General features: G+C 70.3%; 17 protein-coding genes. 7 read left to right on the top strand and 10 right to left on the bottom strand.

The window, feature by feature from the left end:
- Nucleotides 1-9 precede the first annotated feature (9 nt).
- From EP757_RS27435 to EP757_RS27470, 8 genes are read right to left on the bottom strand one after another with little or no spacing between them, the layout of a single operon-like run.
- Complete coding sequence (locus tag EP757_RS27435) at nucleotides 10-1,215, bottom strand: sarcosine oxidase subunit beta family protein (RefSeq protein ID WP_127550766.1); 1,206 nt, start codon at nucleotides 1,213-1,215, stop codon at nucleotides 10-12.
- Nucleotides 1,200-2,153: an ABC transporter substrate-binding protein gene (locus EP757_RS27440; RefSeq protein ID WP_127550768.1), complete on the bottom strand. Its 954-nt coding sequence runs from the start codon at nucleotides 2,151-2,153 to the stop codon at nucleotides 1,200-1,202. Before EP757_RS27440 ends, EP757_RS27435 begins: the two co-directional genes overlap by 16 nt.
- Nucleotides 2,150-4,090, bottom strand: a complete 1,941-nt coding sequence (locus tag EP757_RS27445) for an ABC transporter permease subunit (protein WP_127550769.1) — start codon at nucleotides 4,088-4,090, stop codon at nucleotides 2,150-2,152. The genes EP757_RS27440 and EP757_RS27445 overlap by 4 nt, the downstream gene beginning before the upstream one ends.
- Nucleotides 4,087-5,100: a glycine betaine/L-proline ABC transporter ATP-binding protein gene (locus EP757_RS27450; protein WP_127550771.1), complete on the bottom strand. Its 1,014-nt coding sequence runs from the start codon at nucleotides 5,098-5,100 to the stop codon at nucleotides 4,087-4,089. The genes EP757_RS27445 and EP757_RS27450 overlap by 4 nt, the downstream gene beginning before the upstream one ends.
- A 13-nt stretch (nucleotides 5,101-5,113) precedes the next feature.
- Entirely contained in the window at nucleotides 5,114-6,523 is a 1,410-nt protein-coding gene (locus EP757_RS27455; RefSeq protein WP_127550773.1) for an aldehyde dehydrogenase family protein, read from the bottom strand.
- Nucleotides 6,520-8,151, bottom strand: coding sequence for a choline dehydrogenase (gene betA / locus EP757_RS27460; protein WP_127550775.1), 1,632 nt, complete (start codon nucleotides 8,149-8,151; stop codon nucleotides 6,520-6,522). The genes EP757_RS27455 and betA overlap by 4 nt, the downstream gene beginning before the upstream one ends.
- Nucleotides 8,148-8,468, bottom strand: a complete 321-nt coding sequence (locus EP757_RS27465; RefSeq protein WP_127550777.1) for a bifunctional 3-phenylpropionate/cinnamic acid dioxygenase ferredoxin subunit — start codon at nucleotides 8,466-8,468, stop codon at nucleotides 8,148-8,150. Before EP757_RS27465 ends, betA begins: the two co-directional genes overlap by 4 nt.
- Nucleotides 8,468-9,589 carry an NAD(P)/FAD-dependent oxidoreductase gene (locus tag EP757_RS27470; RefSeq protein ID WP_174262448.1) on the bottom strand — a complete coding sequence of 374 codons (1,122 nt, stop codon included), beginning with the start codon at nucleotides 9,587-9,589 and terminating at the stop codon, nucleotides 8,468-8,470. The genes EP757_RS27465 and EP757_RS27470 overlap by 1 nt, the downstream gene beginning before the upstream one ends.
- 145 nt (nucleotides 9,590-9,734) lie before the next feature.
- On the opposite strand from EP757_RS27470, the gene EP757_RS27475 reads away from it, so the two are divergent.
- The 6 genes from EP757_RS27475 (at nucleotide 9,735) to EP757_RS27500 (ending at nucleotide 17,072) form a co-directional block, all read left to right on the top strand.
- Nucleotides 9,735-10,490: an IclR family transcriptional regulator gene (locus EP757_RS27475; RefSeq protein ID WP_127550778.1), complete on the top strand. Its 756-nt coding sequence runs from the start codon at nucleotides 9,735-9,737 to the stop codon at nucleotides 10,488-10,490.
- A gap of 96 nt (nucleotides 10,491-10,586) precedes the next feature.
- Nucleotides 10,587-12,968: an FAD-dependent oxidoreductase gene (locus EP757_RS27480; protein WP_174262449.1), complete on the top strand. Its 2,382-nt coding sequence runs from the start codon at nucleotides 10,587-10,589 to the stop codon at nucleotides 12,966-12,968.
- Between the two features lie 12 nt (nucleotides 12,969-12,980).
- Nucleotides 12,981-14,081, top strand: coding sequence for an aromatic ring-hydroxylating dioxygenase subunit alpha (locus EP757_RS27485; RefSeq protein ID WP_232050030.1), 1,101 nt, complete (start codon nucleotides 12,981-12,983; stop codon nucleotides 14,079-14,081).
- A 59-nt stretch (nucleotides 14,082-14,140) separates the two neighbouring features.
- Nucleotides 14,141-15,133 (top strand): tripartite tricarboxylate transporter substrate-binding protein, encoded by a 993-nt coding sequence (locus EP757_RS27490; RefSeq protein ID WP_127550782.1) that lies wholly within the window; start codon nucleotides 14,141-14,143, stop codon nucleotides 15,131-15,133.
- Nucleotides 15,134-15,571 (top strand): tripartite tricarboxylate transporter TctB family protein, encoded by a 438-nt coding sequence (locus EP757_RS27495; protein ID WP_127550784.1) that lies wholly within the window; start codon nucleotides 15,134-15,136, stop codon nucleotides 15,569-15,571.
- Nucleotide 15,572: 1 nt separating this feature from the next.
- Nucleotides 15,573-17,072, top strand: coding sequence for a tripartite tricarboxylate transporter permease (locus EP757_RS27500; RefSeq protein WP_127550786.1), 1,500 nt, complete (start codon nucleotides 15,573-15,575; stop codon nucleotides 17,070-17,072).
- A 2-nt stretch (nucleotides 17,073-17,074) separates the two neighbouring features.
- Here EP757_RS27500 and EP757_RS27505 read toward each other — a convergent pair whose 3' ends face one another.
- Together EP757_RS27505 and EP757_RS27510 are read right to left on the bottom strand one after the other, a co-directional pair.
- A complete protein-coding gene (locus tag EP757_RS27505; RefSeq protein ID WP_127550788.1) occupies nucleotides 17,075-17,998 on the bottom strand; it encodes a sensor histidine kinase in 924 nt (307 codons plus the stop codon).
- Nucleotides 17,999-18,025: 27 nt separating this feature from the next.
- Nucleotides 18,026-18,868 carry an MEDS domain-containing protein gene (locus EP757_RS27510; protein ID WP_127550790.1) on the bottom strand — a complete coding sequence of 281 codons (843 nt, stop codon included), beginning with the start codon at nucleotides 18,866-18,868 and terminating at the stop codon, nucleotides 18,026-18,028.
- Nucleotides 18,869-19,057: 189 nt separating this feature from the next.
- Here EP757_RS27510 and EP757_RS27515 point away from each other — a divergent pair, with 189 nt between their 5' ends.
- Nucleotides 19,058-20,017 carry a sensor histidine kinase gene (locus EP757_RS27515; protein ID WP_160165900.1) on the top strand — a complete coding sequence of 320 codons (960 nt, stop codon included), beginning with the start codon at nucleotides 19,058-19,060 and terminating at the stop codon, nucleotides 20,015-20,017.
- The last annotated feature ends 2 nt before the right edge of the window (nucleotides 20,018-20,019 follow it).

Genomic DNA, 20,019 nt, shown 5'->3' on the forward strand with positions numbered 1-20,019 from the left:
CTCGGGAACTCAGTGGGCTACCGCGGCGGCGCCGTGCTCGTCGACGAGAGCGCCGGTGACGAAACGTTCCAGGTCGAACGGCGCGTTCAGCGGGTGCGGCTCGCCGTTCGCGATGGTGTGCGCGTAACACCAGCCGACACCGGGCGTCGCCTTGAACCCGCCGGTGCCCCATCCGCAGTTCAGGTAGAGGTTCTCGACGGGCGAGAGGCCGACGATCGGGGAGGCGTCCGGGGTGACGTCCACGATCCCGCCCCAGGTACGCAGGACGTGCGCGCGGGCGAAGATCGGGAACAGTTCGAGCGCCGCGGCCATCTGCTGCTCGATGATGTGGAACGCGCCGCGCTGGCCGTACCCGTTCCAGCTGTCGACGCCGGCGCCCATCACCAGCTCGCCCTTGTGCGCCTGGCTCACGTAGACGTGCACGGCGTTCGACATCACCACGGTCGGGTGGATCGGTTCGAGCAGTTCGGAGACGAGCGCCTGCAGCGGATGGCTCTGCAGCGGCAGGTCGATGCCGGCCATCTTCGCGACGACCGAGGTGTGGCCGGCCGCGCTGAGCGCGACCCGGCCGGCCGCGATGTCACCCCGGGTGGTCCGCACTCCCCGGATCTCCTGACCGTGGAGGATCAGGCCGGTCACCTCGCAGTCCTGGATCAGGTCCACCCCGAGCGCGTCGGCGGCCCGGGCGTAACCCCAGGCCACGTAGTCGTGCTTGGCGATGCCGGCGCGGGGCTGGTACGTCGCGCCGAGCACCGGATAGCGCACGTCCGGCGAGATGTTCACGATCGGGCAGACGTCCTTGACGCCCGCCGGGTCGAGCCACTCGGCGTCGACGCCGTTGAGCCGGTTGGCGTGGACCCGGCGCACGCTGTCCCGGACGTCCTGCGGGGTGTGCGCCAGGTTGAGCACACCCCGCTGGCTGAACAGGATCTCGTAGCCGAGCTCCTCCTCCAGGCCCTCCCAGAGCTTGAGCGCGTGCTCGTAGATCCCGGCGCTCTCGTCCCACAGGTAGTTGGACCGGATGATCGTGGTGTTCCGGGCCATGTTGCCGCCGGCCAGCCACCCCTTCTCCAGCACCGCCACGTTCGTGATCCCGTGGTTCTTCGCGAGGTAGTAGGCGGTGGCGAGCCCGTGCCCGCCGCCTCCGACGATGATCACGTCGTAGGCGGCTCCGGGCTCGGGATCGCGCCAGAGGGGTTCTACTGGGCCAGCCACGCCTTGACCTTGTCCTCGTTCGCCTCGACCCACTTCTTCGCGGCGTCGTCGGCGGAGAGCTTGTCCTCGGCGATGTACTTCGCGACCAGGTTCTGGTCCTCGTTCGTCCAGGTGAACGCCTTGACCAGGTTGTAGGCCGGCCCGTTCGCGTCGGCGAACCTCTTGCTGACGATCTTGTCGAGGTCGTACTCCGGGTAGTCGCAGGCGACCTTCGCGGCGTCCGCGTCACAGCCCGCCGTGTACGCCGGCAGGTTCACCTTCGCGAGCTTGAGCTCGGACAGGAACCATTGCGGCTCGTAGAAGTATCCGATGATCGGTGTCTTCTTCGCCTCGGACTGCCGGAACGCCGTGATCAGCGCGGTCTCGCTGCCGGCGTAGACCACCTTGTAGTCCAGCTTCAGGTTCTTCACCAGGGCCTCGTCGTTCGTCACGAACGACGGGTCGCCGTCGAGCAGCTGCCCCTTGTCGCCGGACTCCGAGGTCTTGAACAGCGACGCGTACTTGTTCAGGTTCTTGTAGTCGGTGATGTCCGGGTACTGCTGGGCCATCCAGGGCGCGACGTACCAGCCGATGATGCCCTTGTTGCCGGTCGACCCGGCGGCCACCGCCGTCTTCTGCTCCTCGATGTACTTCTTTTTCAGGTCGTCGTGTCCCCAGTTCTCCACGATCGCGTCCACCTCGCCGGTGCCGAAGCCCTGCCAGGCGATCTCCTCCTTGAGATCCTTCTTGGTGACCGTGCAGCCGAGGTCGCGCTCGGCGACGTACGCGATGACCGCCGCGTTCGCCTCGTAGCCGACCCACGGGTTGATCGCCAGGTTGAAGGCGCCGCAGTCGGCCTTCGTCGCGGTGGCCGGCTCCTCGTCGCCGATCTTCTCTCCGCCGCATCCGGCAAGAGCCAGTGTTGCGACAGCGGCGACGGCAATGGTTGCGGATCTCATGATTTATCACCTTTCGGGGGATTCGTTCGAGCAATGCGGTCCAGCATGATGCCGAGCAGCACGATGGCGGCGCCGGCGGCGAGGCCCTTGCCGTAGAGCTGACCCTGCGAGAAACCGGCGACCACGTCGTATCCGAGAGCGCCGGCGCCGACCAGGCCACCGACCACGACCATGGACAGCACGTAGATGAGGCCCTGGTTCGCGGCGAGGGTGAGCGACCGGCGGGCCATCGGCAGCTGGACCTTGGTGATCATCTGCCAGGTGCTGGACCCGGCGGCGGTGGCGGCCTCGACCGTGGCGGCCGGGATGCCGCGCACGCCGTCCGCCACGATCTTGATGGCGACCGGAGCGGCGAAGACCACCGCCGCCACGATCGCGGTGAAGCGGGAGGCGGCGAAGAGCGCCAGGAACGGCACCAGGTAGACGAACGCCGGCATGGTCTGCCCGGCGTCGAGGGCCGGGCGGAAGACGCGGTCGGCGACCCGGCTGCGGCCCATCCACACGCCGAAGACCACGCCGAGCACCATCACCAGCAGCGTCGCGACGATCGTCATGGCCAGCGTCGTCATGCTGTCCTGCCACAGGCCGGTGCCGATCAGCAGCGCGATGCAGACCGCCGTGACGGTCGCGGCGCGGACCCCGCCGAGCAGCGCGCCGAGCGCCACCGCGACCGCGGCGACCAGCCACCACGGCGATTCGACGAGCAGCGCCTGGAGCGGGTTGAGCAACGTGTAGGTGACGGCGTTCTTGATCCATTCCGTGGCCGTCGAGAGTTCGGTCTGCAGCCGGAGGGCGACGCTGTCGGCGGTCCGGGAGATCGCGCCGCCGATCCGGGCGCCGTCGGGGAACTCGGCCGCCCAGTAGTACGTGTAGGAGAGATAGCAGCAGATCACCGCGACGACGCCGAGCGCCGACCGGGGGATCCGCCCGGTTCGGCGCCGGTCTCCCGCTGCTGTGGTGACCCGGTCGAGGACCACTGCCATCACCACGATCGCGAGGCCGGCGTTGAACGCGGTGCCCACGTCCAGGGTCTGCAGCGCCTTGATGACGGTCTTGCCCAGGCCGGGCGCGTCGATCAGCGCGGCGATCGTGACCATCGACAGCGCCGCCATGATGGTCTGGTTGACGCCGAGCACGATGGTCCGCTTCGAGAGCGGGAGCAGCACGTGCCGCAGGCGCTGGAAGCCGGTCGCGCCGAGCGAGTCGGTCGCCTCCACCGCCGAGCGCGGCACCGAGCGGATGCCGTGCGCGGTGAGCCGGATCGCCGGCGGCATCGCGTAGATCAGCGTCGCGATCGTCGCCGACGCCGGTCCGATCAGGAAGAGCAGCGTGAGCGGCGCCAGGTAGACGAAGGTCGGCATCGTCTGCATGAAGTCGAGCACCGGCGTGACCAGCCGGTGGAACCGGTCGGAGAGCCCCGCCCAGATGCCCAGCGGGATGCCGATCGCGAGGGAGATCGCCACCGCCGCGAGGGTGAGCGCCAGGGTGTCCATGCTCTCCTGCCACAGCCCCTGCAGCCCGAAGAAGATCAAGCCGGCCGCGGTCAGGAGCGCCGGCTTCCAGCCCGCGAAGAACCAGGCCGTGTACGCGGCGAGCCCCACCACGCCCAGCCACCCCAGAACGGGGACCGGACGCCCGAACGACGGCTGGGCGATCAGGTCCTGAAGGAACGTGACCAGCGCGTCGATCCCGGCGCGGATCTCGTTGAAGAAGTGCAGGAAGACCGGGCTGCTGTTCCGGTTCGCGCCGACCGTGTCGTTCACGTCGTTGAGCCACTGGTGCAGCGGCGTCAGGTCGGCGGGGGAGAGCCCGAGCGTGTGCGTTCCGTGAGTGGGGATCCAGATCGCGACCCAGGCCAGCAGCACCGCGCCGACCAGGAGCTTCTTACCGGGTCTTTTGAAGGAGGTCGCCGCCTTGGTGACGGCGGCAGTCGTCACGCCGCCACCTCGGCCATGATCTCGTGTTCGGTGACCACGCCGAGCAGTTCGCCGTCCTGCACCACCTTCACCGGGCTGCGGGCGGCGAGCACCGGCCGGACCGCGTCCCGGACCACCACCTCCGGGCCCAGCTCGGGGCCGTCCAGCGCGTCCTCCGGACGGGCGTCCCGCATGATCCAGCGCAGGGTGAGCACGCTGGGCCGGGGCACATCACGGACGAAGTCCCGGACGTAGTCGTCGGCCGGCGCGCCGACCAGCTCGGGGCCGGTGCCGCACTGGACCATCCGGCCGTCCCGCATGATCAGGATCCGGTCGCCGAGCTTCAGCGCCTCGGACAGGTCGTGGGTGATGAAGACCATCGTCTTGCCGACCTCGCGGTGCAGGCGGATGACCTCGTTCTGCATGTCCCGGCGGATGAGCGGGTCGAGGGCCGAGAACGGCTCGTCGAAGTAGAGGACGTCCGGGTCGACGGCGAGGGCCCGGGCCAGGCCGACCCGTTGCTGCATGCCGCCGGAGAGCTGGTCCGGGTAGGAGTTCTCGTAGCCGCCGAGGCCGACCAGGTCGATCACCTCGCGGGCTCGCCTCTCCCGCTCGGCTCTCCCGGCGCCGCGGATCTCCAGGCCGTACGCCACGTTGTCCAGGACCCGCCGGTAGGGCAGCAGACCGAAGTTCTGGAAGACCATGGAGAACTTGTTGCGCCGCAGGTCGCGCAGCCGCTTGCGGCCCGCGGCGAGGATGTCCTCGCCCTCGAAGACCACACTGCCGGCGGTCGGCTCGACGAGCCGGGTGAGGCAGCGGACCAGGGTGGACTTCCCCGATCCGGACAGGCCCATCACCACGAACACCTCGCCGGGCGCCACGTCGAACGTGACCTCCCGGACGGCGGCGGTGCAGCCGGTCCGGTCCATCAGCTCGCGGCGGGACAGCGCGGCGAGCTCCTCGTTCCGCGGAACCTGCCCGGCCTTGTTCCCGAACACCTTCCACAGGTCCCGGACCGCGATGACTGCCATCGGTGTTGTCTCCTCAGGGCTGGAACCAGTGCTGCGGGCGGGGATCGGTGTTCTGCCAGATGTGCTTCGTCTCGCGGTACTCGTCGAGTCCGCTCGGGCCCAGCTCGCGGCCGATGCCGGACTGCTTGAACCCGCCCCACTCGGCCTGCGGCACGTACGGGTGGTAGTCGTTGATCCAGACGGTGCCGTGCCGCAGCCGCCGCGCGACCCGTTGCGCCTTGGCGGCGTCCGTCGTCCAGACCGCCCCGGCCAGCCCGTAGTCGGTGTCGTTGGCGATCCGCACCGCCTCGTCCTCGCCGGTGAACGTCTCCACGGTGAGCACCGGCCCGAACGACTCGTCGCGGACGACGGTCATGCCCGCATGACAGCCGTCCAGGACGGTCGGCAGGTAGAAGAGTCCGTGGGGATTGCGCCCGCCGCAGCGCAGCACCGCGCCCTCGCCGAGACCGGTGGCGACGTAGTCCTCGACCTTGGCGAGATGAGCCGCCGAGATCAGCGGCCCGGCCTCGGCGTCCGGGTCGAACGGGCCGCCCAGCCGGATCCGGCTCGCCCTCTCCACGACGGCGTCCACGAACCGGTCGTGGATCGACTCCTCGAGGATGAGCCGCGCGCCGGCCGAGCAGACCTGCCCGGAGTGCAGGAAGACGGCGGTGAGCGCGAAGTCCACGGCGGTCGCGAAGTCGGCGTCGGCGAAGACCACGTTCGGGTTCTTGCCGCCCAGCTCCAGCGCCACCCGCTTCACGGTCCCGGCCGCGGCGGCCATCAGCGTGCGCCCGGTCGCCAGGCTGCCGGTGAACGAGACCAGGTCGACGCCCGGATGCTCGGCCAGCGGCGCGCCGGCCTCGGGCCCGGCGCCGAGCACCAGGTTCGCGACGCCGTCCGGCAGCCCGGCCTCGGTGAGCAGCCGGATCAGCAGGATCGACGTCGACGGGGTCAGCTCGCTGGGCTTCAGGACGAACGTGTTACCCGCCGCAAGGGCGGGCGCGACCTTCCAGGAGGCCTGGAGCAGCGGATAGTTCCACGGGGTGATCAGGCCGCAGACGCCGACCGGCTCGTGCACGACCCGGCTGACCACGTCCGGGCGGCCGGTGTCGACGACCCGGCCGGCGTCGTCGGTCGCGGCGATCCCGGCGTAGTAGCGGAAGCACGCCGCCACGTCGGCCATGTCGTACTCGCTCTCCACCAGGCGTTTGCCGGTGTCGAGCGATTCGGCGCGGGCCAGCTCCTTCGCGTCCCGGTCGATCAGGCCGGCGACCCGGTGCAGCAGCGCGCCGCGTTCCACCGCCGGCGTGCGCGGCCACGGTCCCTCGTCGAACGCCCGCCGGGCGGTCTCGATGGCCGCGACGGTGTCCTCGCGGCTGAACTCGCGGACCGTCGCGACCAGGGTGCCGTCCGCCGGGCAGCGGATCTCCCGCTCGTTCACCGGCTGCCGCCCAGCTCGGCCGGGGCCAGCGGGGTGTTCTCCAGGATCAGGTCGGCGGCCTTCTCGGCGACCATCATGACCGGGGCGTAGATGTTGCCGTTCGTCACGTACGGCATCACCGACGCGTCCACCACCCGCAGACCCTCCACACCGTGGACCCGCATGGTCGCGGGGTCCACCACCGACATGTCGTCGACGCCCATCCGGGCCGTGCACGACGGGTGCAGCGCCGTCTCGCCCTCCCGGCGCACCCAGTCGAGGATCTGCTCGTCGGTTCGCACGTCCGTTCCCGGCGAGATCTCGCCGCCGTTGAACGCGGCGAGGGCCGGCTGGTTGAGGATGTTCCGCGCGACCCGGACCGCCTCGACCCACTCGCGCCGGTCCTGGTCGGTGGAGAGGTAGTTGAACCGCAGCGCCGGGTGTTCCCGCGGATCCCGGCTGCGGATCTTCACACTGCCGCGGGCGTCCGAGTACATCGGGCCCACGTGCACCTGGTAGCCGTGGCCGCCGGCCGGCGCCGAGCCGTCGTAGCGGACCGCGATCGGCAGGAAGTGGAACATCAGATTGGGGTACGCCACGGTCTCGTTGCCGCGGACGAACCCGCCGGCTTCGAAGTGGTTCGTCGCGGCCGGGCCGCTGCGCAGGAACAGCCACTGCGCGCCGATCCACGGCCGGTGCCGCCACTTCAGGTACGGCTGCACCGACACCGGCTGCGTGCAGGCGTACTGGATGTAGACCTCGAGGTGGTCCTGGAGGTTCTCGCCGACGCCGGGCAGGTGGTGGACGGTGTCGATGCCGAGCGCGGTCAGCTCCTCGGTGTGCCCGATGCCGGAGAGCTGGAGGATCTGCGGTGTGTTGATCGCCCCGCCGCAGAGGATCACCTCACCGGCGTGCACCCTCTTACCGTTGCCGTACTCGACACCGACGGCTCTCCCGTTCTCGAAGATCACCCGGTTGACGTGCGCCCGGGTCCTCACGGTGAGGTTGGGCCGCTTCATCGCCGGGTGCAGGTAGGCCCGGGCCGCCGAGAGCCGCCGCCCCCGGCTGATGTTCCGATCGAACGCCGCGAAACCCTCCTGCCGCTCCCCGTTGACGTCGGTGGTGGGCGGGTAGCCCGCCTCCCGGCTCGCCGCCAGCATGGCCTGGAACAGCGGGTTCGTGGCCGGCCCGCGTTCCAGCACCAGCGGGCCGTCGTGGCCGCGGAACGCGTCGTCCGGCTCGGCCGCGAGGCAGTTCTCCATCTTCTTGAAGTACGGCAGGCAGTGCGCGTAGTCCCAGCCGCCCATGCCGGGATCGGCCGCCCACCGCTCGTAGTCGAGGGGATTGCCGCGCTGGAAGATCATGCCGTTGATGCTGCTGGAACCGCCGAGCACCTTGCCGCGGGCGTGGTAGATGCGGCGGCCGTTCATGTGCGGCTCGGGTTCCGATTCGTACTTCCAGTCGTAGAATCGGCTGCCGATCGGGAAGGTCAGCGCCGCCGGCATGTGGATGAAGACGTCCCACGGGTAGTCGGGACGGCCCGCTTCGAGGACCAGGACGCTCGTGCCCGGGTCGGCGGAGAGACGGTTCGCGAGCGCGCTGCCGGCCGAGCCGCCGCCCACGATCACGAAGTCGTACCGGGTGGTCATGGGCGTGCCCCTTCCGGGAGCGCGACGTGCACGACACCACCGGTCACCTCGACCCGGTGGGTGCGCACCGGGTGCTTCGCCGGCGGCTGGTCCACAGCGCCGGTGCGCAGGTCGAACCGGGAGGCGTGCAGCGGGCACTCCACCTCGCAGCCCTCCAGCCAGCCGTCGGCGAGCGAGGCGTCCTGGTGGGTGCAGGTGTCGTCGATCGCGAACACCTCACCGTCCTCGGTGTGGAAGATCGCGACGGGTGGGTCGCTCTCCCACCGGTACGCCTCCCCGCGGGGGATGGCGCTGAGCGGGCAGACGGGCTGCAACATCAGGCCTCCTGAGGAACGGCTGTCAGCCGGCGGCGCCACTGGGTGAACAGTCGTGGCTGGTTCATGCCGAGCACCGCCACCGGGTGGCCGCCGCGTTCGTAGACGGCCAGGAAGCTGCGCTCCTCCGGGTCGCCCTCGACGATCCGGACGCTGTCGCCGGCTTCGCGGTGGCCGGCGAATTGCAGGTGGACGCCGTACTGGTCGGACCAGAAGTAGGGCGCTCGCGGCGCAGGGGCGGTCGTGCCGAGCAGCGTGGCGGCGGCGATCTTGGGGTGTTCGACGGCGTAGGTCCAGTGTTCGGAGCGGATGCTTCCGCGCTGGATGGCGCAGTCGCCGGTCGCTACCACGTGGGGGAGGTTCGTCGAACCGTCCGGGGCGATCACGACGCCGTTCGTCATGTCGATCGTGGAGTCGGCGAGCCAGGCGACGTTGGGCAGTGAGCCGATGCCGGCCACCACGACATCGGCCGGGAGCAGGGTTCCGTCGGCGAGTTCGACCTGGTTGTCGTGGACTCCGCTGACGGGGATGCCGGTGAGCAGCCGGGTGCCGTGGTCGGCGTGCAGACGAGCGCAGATCCCGCCCATCTCCGGTCCGAGTGGTCCGGCGAGGGGCGTGGGCAGCGCCTCCACGACGGTCACGTCCAGGCCGAGCGACCGCGCGCTGGAGGCCACCTCGGCGCCGATGAAGCCGGCGCCGATGACGACGACCTTGCCTCCCGCTTTCAATGCGTCGCGCAGGGCGATCGCATCGTCCACGGTCCGCAGCGTGTGCACGCCCGGATAGGACGGCTGCCGTGCCCTGGCACCGGTCGCGATCACTACCCCGTCGACCCGGATCTCCTCGCCGGTGTCCAGGTGAATGCTGCGGTTGCGGGCGTCGAGCCGGGTGGCCGCGACACCCAGCCGCCAGGTCACTCCAAGATCGCCGCTAGAGGCCGGGAGCACGAGGTCGTCGATCGTGGCGGCGCCGGTCAGGAACTCCTTGGACAGTGGCGGGCGGTCGTAGGGCTGATGACGCTCGGCGCCGATCGCGATGATCTCGCCCGCGAACGACTGCCGGCGCAGGGCGCGTGCGGCTGCCAGACCCGCGAGGGAGGCACCGACAATCCCGACTTTCTCCACGCCTGTAACCGCCTCCGTTGTGGAACACGAAACAGCGAGTGAGACGCGCAACAGCCTGCCCGGGGCGGAGATCGATAGTCAAGAGAGCGTCAATGTCCGGTCACGTGTTGCAACTTCCCGGAAATGACTGGCTTATCGTTGCGCCATGAGCAACAACAATCCGGCTCCCGTCCAGTCCGTCGACCGCGCGCTGAGCATCCTGGAGATCCTGGCGCGGCGGAAGGGCGCCGGCGTCACCGAGATCGGCAGGGAGCTGGGCGTTCACAAGTCGACGGCGTTCCGGCTGCTCGCCGCGCTGGAGAGCCGGGGGTTCGTGGAGCAGACGCAGGAGCGCGGGACGTACCGCCTCGGCCTCGGCGTGGTCCGGCTGGCCGGCGCGGTCACGGCGCAGCTCGACCTGAGCCGCCAGGGCAACGAGGCCTGCGACCGGCTCGCCGCCGATCTGGGGGAGACCGTCAACATCGCGATCCTGGACAGCGGCCGGGCCGTGAACGTGACCCAGAGCCGGGGCGCCGCGTCGATCAGCAGCCACAACTGGGTCGGCCGGCAGACGCCGCTGCACGCCACGTCCAGCGGCAAGGTCCTGCTCGCGTTCGCGCAGGCAGAGATGGCGGACGGCGATCTGGAGCGCTTCACCGCGGCGACGGTGACCGACGGGGCCGAGCTGAGCCGCCAGCTGGCGCAGATCCGGGAGGCCGGCTGGGGGTTCACGGCCGAGGAGTACGAAGTGGGGCTCAACGCCGTGGCCGCGCCGATCCGGGGCGCGGACGGATCGGTGATCGCGGCCCTGAGCGTGTCGGGCCCGGCGTACCGGCTGGATCGGGCGAGTTTCCCGGCGATCGCCGAGCGGGTCATCGCGGCGGCCGCTGAAGTGAGCGGCCGGATGGGAGCGTCTTTTTAACAATCGGCGGTCTTGACGCCTGTTGCCCGGCGCGCTCAAGCTGTTGCGTATTCCAGCGTGAGTTGCGCTTCGTGAAACGCAAACAGGTGGATACCTATGACCCCTCGCGTAGTCATCATCGGCGCCGGCGTGGTCGGCAGCGCCCTCGCGGACGAGCTCACCGAGCGTGGCTGGACCGATGTGACGGTCGTCGACCGCGGCCCGCTCTTCACCACCGGCGGCTCCAGCTCGCACGCTCCCGGACTGGTCTTCCAGACGAACCCGTCGAAGACCATGACCGAACTGGCCGCGTACACCGTCGCCAAGCTCACCGGTCTCGGCGTCTTCCGGCAGGTCGGCGGTCTGGAGGTGGCGACGACCGAGGCCCGCCTGCACGACCTCCGCCGCAAGCGCGGCTGGGCCACGTCGTGGGGGGTCGCGAGCGAGCTGATCGACCCGGTCGCCTGCGCCGCGCTGCATCCGTTGCTCGACCCCGGGCGGATCCTCGGTGGTTTCCACGTGCCGGCCGATGGGCTGGCCGATCCGGTCGGCGCGGTGACCGTGCAGGCGTCACGGGCGATCGCGCGCGGCGCCCGGTTCATCGGCTCCTGCCTGGTGACCGGCATCGGTCGCGCGGGTGGCCGGGTCACCGGGGTGGAGACCGATCAGGGGTTCCTCCCGGCCGACGTGGTGGTCTGCGCGGCCGGCTTCTGGGGTCCGGAGATCGGGCGGATGGCCGGCCTGACGATCCCGTTGCTGCCGCTGGCCCATCAGTACGCCAGGACCGGTCCCGTCGCGTCCTTGTCCGACGAGGTTCCGATCCTCCGGCACCAGGACCAGGACCTCTACTACCGCGCGCACGGTGATCGGCTGGGGATCGGCTACTACGGACATCGCCCGCTGCTCGTCGGCGATCTCGGAGAGCCGCCGGCCATGCCGAGCGTGCTGCCGTTCACCGAGGACGACTTCGCGCCCGCCTGGCGGGAGAGCGTCACGCTGCTGCCCGAACTCGCCACGTCCAAGGTCGAGGAGGGCATGAACGGCATCTTCTCGTTCACCACGGACGGCTTCCCGCTGCTCGGCGAGCACCGCGACCTGGCCGGCTTCTGGGTGGCCGAGGCCGTCTGGGTGACGCATTCGGCCGGCGCCGCGCGCGCCGTGGCGCAGTGGCTCGCGGACGGCCGGCCCGGCGTCGACCTGCACGAATGCGATCTGCACCGGTTCGAGGACGTGCAGCTCGCCCCGAGCTACATCACCGAGCGCGGCAAGCAGAACTTCATCGAGGTCTACGACATCGTCCACCCGCTGCAGCCGATGGAACGGCCGCGCCCGCTGCGCACCAGCCCCTTCCATCCCCGGCAGCGCGAGCTGGGCGCGGTCTTCCTGGAGGGTTCCGGCTGGGAGCGACCTTTCTGGTACGAGGGGAACGCCCGCCTTCCGGAGGTCCCGTTGCCGCCACGGGACGCCTGGTCGGCGCGTTACTGGTCGCCGATCGCCGCGGCGGAGGCGGTCGTCACCCGGGAACGCGTGGCGATGTACGACATGACACCGCTGAAACGCCTCGAGGTGACCGGCCCCGGCGCCCTGGACTTCCTGCAGTGGCTCACCACCAACGACGTGTCGAAATCGGTCGGCGCCGTCACCTACACGCTGATGCTCGACGTGGACGGCGGCGTCCGCAGCGACCTCACCGTGGCCCGCCTCGGCGAGCAGACGTTCCAGGTCGGCGCGAACGGTCCGATCGACGAGGACTGGATGCGGCGGCACCTGCCCGCCGACGGGTCCGTGCAGGTCCGCGACATCACCGCGGGCACCTGCTGCATCGGCCTGTGGGGACCCCTGGCCCGGGCCGTCCTGCAGCCGCTGACCAGCACGGACTTCTCCAACACGGCCCTGCGCTACTTCCGCGCGCAGCGGGCCTACATCGGGGAGGTGCCGGTGACGGCCCTGCGCCTGTCGTACGTCGGGGAGCTGGGCTGGGAGCTCTACACCACTGCCGATCTCGGCCTCAAGCTCTGGGACACGCTATGGGCCGCCGGGCAGGACCACGGGATCATCGCGGCCGGGCGGAGCGCGTTCACCAGCCTTCGATTGGAGAAGGGATATCGCGGGTGGGGAACGGACGTCACAGCTGAGCACGACCCGTACGAGGCGGGTTTGGAATTCGCCGTGAAAATGGAGAAGGGCGCATTCGTCGGCCGTGATTCTCTGCTCCGGAGATCGTCGCCTTCGCGCCGGCTCACGTGCTTGACGCTCGACGATGCCGGCGCGGTGGTGATGGGTAAGGAACCGGTGTACGCCGATGGCTTACCTGTCGGCTACGTGACCAGTGCCTCCTATGGTTACAGCGTCGGGCGGACCGTCGCCTATGCCTGGCTTCCCGCAACGCTCTCGGTGCCCGGCGCCGCGGTCGCCGTCGACTATTTCGGCGAGCGTCTGGCGGCGACCGTGAGGGCCGAGCCGCTCTTCGACCCGCAGATGGAACGCATTCGCCGTTAGAGGGTTATCACCGTGACCGAAAGCCTCATGCCGACTCTTCCCGGCCACTACTACACCGACCCTGAGATATTCGCTCTCGAGCAGTCCCGCATCTTCGAGACGATGTGGTTCTGCGTGGCCCGTGCCGCTGACCTCCCCACCGCCGGCAGCTTCCGGTCGGTCGATGTCGGACGGGAGAGTGTGCTGATCGTCCGCGGTCGTGACGGCGGGCTGCGCGCCTTCCTGAACATCTGCCGGCACCGGGGCGCGCGCCTCTGCGTCGAGGAGAGCGGAACGGTGAAGCGGGCGCTGCAGTGCCCCTACCACGCGTGGACCTACGGCCTGGACGGCAAGCTGATCGCCGCCCCCAACCTGACCAGCATGCCCGATGTCGACCGGGTGGAGTACGGCCTGGTCGGCGTGCATCTGCGGGAGTGGATCGGGTACGTCTGGGTGTGCCTCGCGGACCGGCCGCCGGCCTTCGAGGACGACGTGATGGGCGCGGTCACCGAGCGGCTCGGCGACCTCTCGGCCATCGACTCCTACGAGATCGAGGATCTGGAGGTCGGCAGGCGGATCCGGTACGACGTGCGTGCGAACTGGAAGCTGATCGTGGAGAACTTCATGGAGTGCTACCACTGCGCGACCATCCACCCGGAGCTCACCGAGGTGCTGCCGGAGTTCGCCGGCGGCTACGCGGCGCAGTACTACGTCGGGCACGGCGCGTCCTTCGGCCCGGAGATCCAGGGCTTCACCGTGGACGGCGGCGAGGGTTTCGCGAAGCTGCCCGGCGTCACCGGCGACCAGGACCGGCGCTACTACGCCGTCACCATCAAGCCGCAGGTCTTCGTCAACCTGGTCCCGGACCACATCATCCTGCACCGGATGTACCCGGTCGCCGCCGACCGCACGATCGTGGAGTGCGACTGGCTCTACTCCAAGGAGGTCGTCGCCTCGGGCCGCGACGTGTCCCGCTCGGTGGAGCTCTTCCACCGTGTCAACGTCCAGGACTTCGACGCCTGCGAACGCTGCCAGCCGGCGATGAGCTCCCGGGCCTACGCGCGCGGCGGCGTTCTCGTCCCCTCGGAGCATCACATCGGCGCATTCCACGACTGGGTCTTGGCGAAGCTCTAGTGATCTAACCGGGTTTGCAAATACGGTCATCGATATCTTCCGCCGGGAAGGAGTCGTCGATGACTCATCGCATGATCCCCGCTCTCTCCATGATCGCCCTGGTCGCCGCCTGTTCCTCCCCGGATGCGCCGGCAGGCGGCGGTGCGGACTACCCGGACCACAACATCACCATCGTCGTGCCGTTCAGCGCCGGCGGCCCGACCGACACCGTGACCCGCATGATCGCCGAGCCGATGGCGAAGTCGCTCGGCGCCGAGATCGTCGTGCAGAACGTCGAGGGCGCCGGCGGCACCGTCGCCGCCGGCGAGGTCGCCCGAGCCGAGCCGGACGGCTACACCGTCCTCATGCACCACATCGGCATGTCCACGGCGCCGGCCCTCTACAAGGACCTCGGCTACTCCCCGCTCGACGACTTCGCGACCGTCGGGCTGGTCACCGAGGTGCCGATGACCGTGGTGGCCCGCCCGGACCTGCCGCCGGCGACGCTGGCCGAGCTGACCGCCTACGTGAAGGCCGAGCAGGACACCGTCACGCTCGCGAACGCCGGCATCGGCGCCGCCTCCCACCTGTGCGGGCTGCTGTTCCAGTCGGCGGCCGGGGTGAAACTGCAGGAGGTGCCGTACCAGGGCACCGGCCCGGCGCTCACCGACCTGGTCGGCGGGCAGGTCGACGTCATGTGCGACCAGACCACCAACACCACCGGCCAGATCACCGCCGGGAAGGTGAAAACGTACGCGGTGACCACGCCGGAACGGGTCTCCTCGCTGCCCGAGGTGCCGACCACCACCGAGGCCGGGATGCCGCAGCTGCAGTTCAGCGTGTGGCACGGGTTGTACGTCCCGGCCGGCACGCCACCGGAGGTCGCCGGCAAGCTCTCCACGGCTCTCCAGGCCGCGCTCGCCGACCAGGCGGTGATCGACCAGATGGCCAAGCTCGGCACCGCGCCGGTCGATGCCGCCGACGCGACACCCGAGGCCCATCGGGCCCGTCTCGAGGAACAGACGACGACCTGGGCCAAGGTCATCGCCGACGCCGGCGTGCAGCCCTCGTAGATGCGCGGCTCCACGGATCTTCTCGCCGGTGGGATCTTCACCGTCATCGGCGGCGCCTTCGTGGCGGGGTCCCTCAGTCACGACCGGGGGACCCTGCTGCGGATGGGTCCCGGGTTCTTCCCGCTGGTGGTGGGCGTGATCGTGGCTGTTCTCGGCCTGGCGATCATGTTTCAGAACTCGGGCGTCGCCTTCGGGGCGATTCCTTGGCGAGCGGTGATCCTCATCGTGGCTGCCGTCGGATTCTTCGGATATTTCGTGCGGAGGCTGGGCTTCGTGCCGACGTCGTTCGTGACGGCGCTGCTCACCGCGCTGGCAGAGCCGCGGTGGGTGGCGGCACGTCCGGTGCGTGCGCTGGTGGTGGCGGCCGGACTCACCGTGGCGGCCACGCTGATCTTCGTGGTCGGGCTGCGACTGCGGATCCCGCTGTGGTGGTTCTGAGATGGAGAACCTGCTCCTCGGCTTCTCCACCGCGCTGCTGATCCAGAACGTCGTCTACTGCTTCGCCGGCGTGCTGCTCGGGACGGCGGTCGGCGTGCTGCCCGGCATCGGGCCCACCGCCACGGTCGGGATGCTGCTGCCGATCACGTTCGGATTCGAGCCGGTCACCGCACTGATCATGCTGGCCGGGATCTACTACGGCGCGCAGTACGGCGGCTCGACCACCGCCATCCTGATCAACCTGCCGGGGGAGTCGTCGGCGGCGGTCACCGCCCTCGACGGCCACGAGATGGCGCGGCAGGGCCGTGCCGGTCCGGCGCTGGCGGCGGCCGCGATCGGCTCGTTCGTCGCCGGCACCGTCGCGACCGTCGTCCTGGCCGTCGCCGCGCCGCCGCTCGCCGAGGTGGCGCTGAGGTTCGGCCCGGCCGACTACTTCGCGCTCGTGCTCTTCGGCCTGATCGTGTCGATCGCGCTGGCTCGGGGCTCGGCGCTCAAGGCCCTCGCGATGATCGCCCTCGGCATCCTGCTCGGCACCGTCGGGCAAGACATCTACACCGGTACGCCGCGGTTCGTGCTCGGCCAGCGCGAACTGTACGGCGGCATCGACTTCGTCTCGGTGGCGGTCGGCATGTTCGGCGTCGCCGAGATCCTGCGGAATCTGTCCTCCCCGCCCGAGGAGCGCCCGGCGCTGCTCGGCCGCGTGGAGCATCTCTGGCCGACCGCCTCCGATCGCCGCCGCATCGTCGGCCCGATCCTGCGGGGCACCGGCGTCGGCTCCGCCCTCGGCGTCCTCCCCGGCGGCGGCCACGTGCTGGCGTCCTTCACCTCGTACGCCGTCGAGAAGCGCGTCTCCCGGCGGCCCTCGGAGTTCGGCCACGGCGCCATCGAAGGGGTGGCCGGTCCGGAGTCGGCGAACAACGCGGCGGCGCAGACCTCGTTCATCCCGCTGCTCACCCTGGGCCTGCCCGCGCATCCGGTGATGGCGCTGATGGTGGGCGCGTTCATCGTGCACGGCATCACCCCGGGACCGAACGTGATGAACGACGAGCCGGCCCTCTTCTGGGGCCTGATCGCCTCGATGTGGATCGGCAACCTGATGCTGGTCCTGCTCAACCTGCCGTTGATCGGCATCTGGGTCCGGCTGCTGCGGGTGCCGTACCAGATCCTCTTCCCGATGATCGTCCTCTTCGCCGTGATCGGGACCTACTCGCTGGCGTTCAACGCCTTCGACGTCTACGCCATCGCCGTCTTCGGCGTCCTCGGCTTCGTCCTGATCAAGTGTGGCTGCGAGCCGGCGCCCCTGCTGCTCGGCTTCGTCCTGGGCCCGCTGCTGGAGGAGAACCTCCGACGGGCGCTGATCATCTCCCGGGGCGACCCGGCCGTCTTCCTGACCCGGCCGATCTCGGCGACCCTGCTGGTGCTGGCCGTGGTGACGCTGGTCATCACCGTCCTGCCGGCGATCCGGAAGCGCCGGGAGGAGGTCTTCACCGATGACGAATAGGCTCAGCGCAGCTTCTGCAGGCGGATCGTGGTGCCGGCCGGCACCGAGTGGATGCGCACCAGATCGCACAGCTCGTTCGCCAGGACCAGCCCGAAACCGCAGTGCCCGATGTCCGGCGGCATGATCCGGCCGGCCAGGGGATCGGTCAGGTGCCCGGAATCCTCGAACTGGCAGACCACCATGTCCGGCTCGGCCCAGACGGTGACCCGTCCGCGGCCCGTGGTGTGCTCGACGGTGTTCGCCGCCACCTCGCTCGCGGCCAGGACCAGTTCCTCGGTGCGGACCTCGGTCAGGTGCGCGGCTGCGGTCCGCCGCACGAAGCTGCGGACGGCGGAGAGCGCGTCCCGGTAGACCAGCGAATCCGCGTCCGGCGGAGGCGGTGGCAGTGGCTGATTGAAGGCGGCCGCCGTCACCACCGGGTCGGCGTAGCGGTCGCTGTCGCGCAGGACCCCGTTCTCGATCATGGTCGGATGAGTGGACCAGGCGTCCTCCACCACGGCGGGGTCGAGCCGTTCCACGTCGTACGGGCACAGGATGGCGGCGTCCCGGCCGGCGAACGCCGCGTTGATGAGGGCCTCGTGCGCGGCGCAGGCCGGGTACTCCATCGGGGACCGGTCCGGCCAGATCGGCTCGCCGACGATCGACACCCGGCGGCCGGGGTGGCCGGCGGCGAACCGCAGCAGCACGCCGGGGATGATGTGGCCGGGGTTGCGGCCGGTCACCGCCATGTCCGCGAAGCCGACCCGGTCGCCGAGATCGGCCAGAGCGTCGCGGACCAGCTCCAGATTCCGCCCGGGAACCGCGATCAGGACCGGATCGCCGTCGTCCACGGCGCAGCGGACGAAGCCGGAGACGGCCGTCAGGTACTCCGTGCTGCCGGAGTAGAGCAGGGCCGGATGGTGGAAGTCGGTGGCGGCAACGGTCATGACAATCGTCCTCGTGATGTGCTTGCGTCAGACGGCGCCGGCCGGCTCGCCGACGTCGTGTCCATCGAGCAACCGAGCCAGGGCAGCCGGCCGGCCGATGAACCGGATTCGGCCGGCGGCTCGCCGGGACGCCCGCGCCAGGATCCGGGCGGCCGCCGTGTCGATGAAGCGCAGGTCCGACAGGTCGATGGTCGCCGTCGTCACCGCGCCGCCCTTCTCCTGGGGCATGCCGGCCAGCAGGTGGTCGAGCGAGGCGCGCAGCGCCGCGTGGTTCAGCAGGTCCGCCTCGCCCTGCAGGCGCAGCCCGAACGGCTGCCGGGTGGGCCGGATCCGCAGCACGGAGTCCGGGTCGAACGGCGCCCCGGCCGCCACCGAGCCGAAGTGGGCCTGAGCCAGCCCGCGCCGCGTCGGCGGGTCGAAGAGCCCGGGATCGTACGCGCAGACCGCGAGCGCGTAGCCCTCCGCGAGGATCGTGCCGGCGTGTGCCTCGAACTCGGGTAGTCCTTCGATCCCGGGCGGCGAGCGGCTCACCCACGACATGTCGCTGAGCAGACGCAGGCCCGGGTAACCGGCACGACGCGCGTCGTCGATCTCCCGCCGCAGGAACCCCAGCGCCTCCGCCGGGTTGAAGACGCGGCCGGTGAGATAGGACGACGCGATCGGCGGGGCCCGCAGGTCGCCGGAGCTCAGCGCCGCGTCGGCGTCCAGCCCGGCCAGTTCCTCATCGCCGCCGCAGTAGAGGACCCGGTGCCCCTCGCGGAGGCCGGCCAGGGCCACTTCGGCCAGCGCGCGGCGGCGCACGGCGTCCCCGGCGGTCAGGCAGATGTGATCGCCCAGATCGAGTCCCTCGAACAGCGGTAGCTCGGCCATGTCCTCCCCATCCTCGCCACTGCCCCCCCGCCGCGTCGACAACTGCGAAATCTACCGCCGAATCGGGGTGAATCCGATGACTCGTTCGAGTGAGGGCGCCATGTGCGAATACCGCGAATCGGTCTTCTCCGATCGATGATTACGTCACGCCCGGCCGGGCACGCTCTCCCCGGACGCTGGAGGTGTGCGATGAGGAGCGGAGCAGCCCGCGGCTATGTGGGCCACTTCCACGAGGCCGGCTTCTACGACTCCGACGCAGAGTTCCTGGGGCTGAGCGTGCCGTTCATCGAGGAAGGGCTGGCCGCGGGGGAGGCGGTCGTGATCGGCTACGACGACCGGAAGTCCGACCTGCTGCGGTCCCGGCTGAGCGACCCGGCCTCGGTGGAGTTCATCGCCGACCGGGGGCTGTACGCGACACCCGCGCGGGCGATCGCCACCTATCGGCGGCTGTTCGAGTTCCACGTCGCCATGGGAGTCGGGCAGATCCGGATCGCCGGGGACGTGCCGCACCCCGGCGACGGGCGGCAGTTCGAGGGCTGGGACCGCTACGAGAGCGCGGTGAACACGGTGTGGCAGGACTTCCCGGTGTGGGGACGCTGCCTGTACGACATCACCACGGCCTCCGCAGCCGTCATCGACGCGGTCGAGCGCACGCACCCGCACCTGATCACGTCAGCCGGGTGCCGCTGTGCCAGTGAGCGGTTCCAGGAGCCGCCGGAGTTCGAGGAGCTGCCACCCCCGCCCGACCCACTCGAAGCCGGTACGCCCCTGGCCGAACTGGTCGACCGCACCCCTGCCGAAGCCCGCCGCACCCTCATCGAGATCGGCCGCGACCGGGTCGGCGACAAGGCCGTCAAGGACCTGGTCCACGGCGTCTCGGAGGCCGTCGGCAACGCCGTCTGCCACGGCGAGCCACCGGTGACCGTCCGGATCTGGGGCACCGCGCGCCGCATCGTGGTCAGCGTGCACGACCGCGGCCCCGGCCCCGCCGACCCGCTCGCCGGTCTCGTGCCGGCGACGGCGGACCCGCTGGTCCCGGGCTGGGGCCTCTGGCTGGTCCACCAACTCGACATCGACACGACCCTGATCCGCTCAGCCGACGGATTCACCGTCCGCTTCCGCGCGGAGGCGCCGTCGTCCGGCGCTTGACG

This window comes from Actinoplanes sp. OR16, assembly GCF_004001265.1.
GTDB lineage: Bacteria > Actinomycetota > Actinomycetes > Mycobacteriales > Micromonosporaceae > Actinoplanes.